Raw genomic sequence first — 3,134 nt, 5'->3', positions numbered from 1 at the left:
CTCGGCGCTGCTGGATTTTGCGACAATGCGACGGCTGGAACGCTTCGCCCGCTACTGGGATTTGATTGGCAACTCCGGGCGGTTCCGCCAGACCCGATTATTATTTTTGGGCGATGATCCGTTCGGGCGATTCATGGCGTTGAGCGATTGGCTATTTGCCGTGACTGGACAGACTCACCAATTTGCACTGGAGCGGCTGTTTGATCTGCTGTATCGGGGATTGACCGAGGCGTTGGGTGTGACCGAAGCGGCGGCGCAGGACGCATTGACGCAGGATCATCAAGCCAGTGGCGCAAAAAGCAGTCCGGCTTTTCTGCAACGGGCTCGGTCGGTCTCTGATCGCAGTCGAGCGCCCAAGGCAACCTCCCTAACTCGGCAGGCACGGCATCGGTAGACCCAGGGTTGAAGGCAACCGAAAACCCACTTTCAGCGGCTGGATGTTGCATAACAGCAAATTTTGTTGCAATGCAAAACAAAATCGTTAAGACTGTTGTCGAACGGATAGGATTAATATCTTGAGAGGAACAAACTATGACGATTACAACACAAATTCATCAAATTTATACAGTTTGCCCGCACTGCAAACGTCCAGTAGTCGTGCAGCCGGATCAACTTCGCGCCCAGTGTCTGGAACACGGCCAAGTCGTACCGATGCGAAGTGCTATCGCCAATCAGCCTTTACCACCACCCGCGCAACCGGCAGCCATCGCAGCAACACCGATTTGGGCGGTATGAGGCGCACACCCGTTGCGGCGGGTTACTCCGGCCGCAGGTGCGGGAATAGCAACACATCGCGGATTGACGGTGCGTCAGCGAACAACATCACCAGCCGGTCAATGCCGATGCCTTCTCCGGCGGTGGGTGGCAGACCGTATTCCAATGCCCGGATATAATCGGCGTCGTAGTGCATTGCCTCATCATCGCCAGCGGTTTTCGCTTCAACCTGCTTACGAAACCGCTCAGCCTGATCTTCAGGATCGTTCAATTCGGAAAACCCATTAGCGATTTCCCGCCCGCCGATGAATAGCTCAAAGCGGTCGGTAATAGTAGGGTCAGCATCATTGCGCCGAGCCAGTGGCGACACCTCGGTCGGATAGGCGGTAATAAAGGTCGGGTCACGCAATTGATGCTCGACCGTCTGATCGAAAATCTCCAATTGCACTCGGCCTAAGCCGTAATCCGGTTGCACTTTCAGCCCCAAGCCTTCGGCAATTTGCCGGGCGCTTTCCAAATCATCGAGTTGCGTAGCGGTTATTGCCGGGTTGAAGTACAGAATGGCCTCGCGCACGGTCAATCGCCGGAACGGCTGCCCGAAATCGTAAGTTTCACCCTGATAAGTCACGCGGGTATCGCCCAGCAGATTTTCCGCCATACCCCGTAATAATTCCTCACTCAAATCCATCAGATCGCGGTAATCCGCATAGGCCAGATAAAATTCCAGCATGGTGAATTCGGGATTGTGACGGGTGGATAAACCTTCATTGCGGAAATTACGGTTGATCTCGTAGACTTTCTCGAAGCCGCCCACCACCAGTCGCTTCAAATACAGTTCTGGCGCAATTCGCAGATACAGTTGCATATCCAGCGCATTGTGATGAGTAATAAAAGGCCGCGCCGCTGCGCCGCCGGGAATTGGCTGCATCATCGGCGTCTCGACTTCCAGAAAACCGCGCCGATTAAAAAACTCGCGGATATAAGCGACGCTGGCTGAACGCAAGCGGAAGGTGTCACGAGTGGACTCGTTGATGATGAGATCCACATAACGCTGGCGATAACGGGTTTCCTGATCAGCCAGGCCGTGAAACTTCTCCGGCAACGGTCGCAGCGACTTGGTTAATAACCGTAGCGTGTCTACCTTGACCGACAATTCGCCAGTCTTGGTTTTGAATACGGTTCCCTCGGCGCCAAGAATGTCGCCAACATCCCAGGTTTTGAAATCCTCATAGCGGTTATCCGGCAGGGCGTTTTTCTGGATGAACAGTTGAATGTCGCCGGACATGTCGCGCAGCCGCGCAAAGCTGGCCCTGCCCATAATCCGTTTCGCCAGCATCCGCCCAGCCACGCAAACCCGCTGGGGTTCGGCGTCCAGTTCGGCGCTGTCCTTACAGCCATAAGCCACATGCAGTTCCGCCGCCAGCGCATCGCGGCGGAAATCGGTGGGATAGACGTTGCCCAACTGGCGCAACTCGCTCAACTTTTGGCGGCGCAGCGCGATCAGCTTGTTTTCGTCAAGGGGTTCTTCGGGGGAGTCCATAGCACTCATATTTGTTCCGTATTCATCAGTTCATCAATCACATTGGCGATCTCCCCATATCGGACCTGCTTCGGCTCCAGCTTGAGCAGCACCAACAAGTAAATGGATTTCTGTTTTTCTGCACGTTCGTTAAGAATTTTTGTAGGCAGTAGATAAAAATCCCATTGCGCCATATTCAGAGGATCAATCGTTTCCTTATCCTGATGCGACAGCACACAAAACACATACACATCCGCTTGACGCTTCGACACATCGCTTTGCTTCCAACGGCCATCTGCTTCATTAACAACATCATAGGTAGGCTTTATATCGAAACGAATTGGGGAAGGTCTCTTTTGACGCCAACTTTGCAGATAAGCCGCTGATTTTACTTCCACTTTAAAACCAGTCCGTGTCTCTAAATCATACGCACTCCACTCATTACGCACGCCAGCACCACAATCAAGATCGGAAGCAACGATAAATTCAGCCAGAACACCACGCAGCGCATTATTTACAGGACTTTCGCTAGCCCCGTAAATTCGTCATACCCGCGAAAGCGGGTATCCAAGCTTTTCAGCGAGTTACTGGATTCCCGCCTAACGCGGGAATGACGGAAAGCGAAAGTCCTGATTTAGTAAATCAGAGCCGAACCATCGCCAGAAATCCAGTAAAGCGACAGGTAAGCCGTTACCATTATCGTGGAACAGCTCTGCACCTGTTTTTCTTAACTGCGCGCTCAAAACTACAACCCACTCTTCAAGCTGGCTTCAATAAACTGATCCAGATCACCGTCCAGCACCGGCTGGGTATTACCGGTTTCGACCCCGGTGCGCAAATCCTTGATCCGCGACTGATCCAGTACATAGGAGCGAATCTGACTGCCCCAGCCAATATCGGA

Annotated in this window: 3 protein-coding genes and 2 pseudogenes; 2 read left to right on the top strand and 3 right to left on the bottom strand. The window is 52.9% G+C overall.

Annotation, left to right across the window (positions count from 1 at the left end; genetic code table 11):
- Together BN874_RS14460 and BN874_RS24670 are read left to right on the top strand one after the other, a co-directional pair.
- Positions 1-394, top strand: a pseudogene (locus BN874_RS14460) (B12-binding domain-containing radical SAM protein); the annotation flags it as partial.
- Positions 395-531: 137 nt separating this feature from the next.
- Positions 532-735: a hypothetical protein gene (locus BN874_RS24670; RefSeq protein ID WP_154724956.1), complete on the top strand. Its 204-nt coding sequence runs from the start codon at positions 532-534 to the stop codon at positions 733-735.
- Positions 736-757: 22 nt separating this feature from the next.
- Here the strand turns inward: BN874_RS24670 and lysS are convergent, their stop codons facing one another.
- The 3 genes and pseudogenes from lysS to prfB form a co-directional block, all read right to left on the bottom strand.
- Entirely contained in the window at positions 758-2,254 is a 1,497-nt protein-coding gene (lysS, locus tag BN874_RS14455; RefSeq protein WP_034434762.1) for a lysine--tRNA ligase, read from the bottom strand.
- Positions 2,255-2,259: 5 nt separating this feature from the next.
- On the bottom strand, positions 2,260-2,739 hold the full coding sequence (locus BN874_RS24665) for a hypothetical protein (protein WP_496109736.1): 480 nt from the start codon (positions 2,737-2,739) through the stop codon (positions 2,260-2,262).
- Positions 2,740-2,978: 239 nt separating this feature from the next.
- Positions 2,979-3,134, bottom strand: a pseudogene (gene prfB / locus BN874_RS25165) (peptide chain release factor 2); the annotation flags it as partial.

Origin of the sequence: Candidatus Contendobacter odensis Run_B_J11 (assembly GCF_000531125.1) — a bacterium.
Lineage (GTDB): Bacteria > Pseudomonadota > Gammaproteobacteria > Competibacterales > Competibacteraceae > Contendibacter > Contendibacter odensensis.
Note: the sequence above shows the minus strand (reverse complement) of the source record. Positions and strands in the feature narration are given on the sequence as shown.

Bases quoted from the DNA above. Each gene is read 5' to 3' on its own strand.
- BN874_RS24670 (WP_154724956.1), top strand. From the start codon at position 532: ATGACGATTACAACACAAATTCATCAAATTTATACAGTTTGCCCGCAC.
- lysS (WP_034434762.1), bottom strand. From the start codon at position 2,254: ATGGACTCCCCCGAAGAACCCCTTGACGAAAACAAGCTGATCGCGCTG.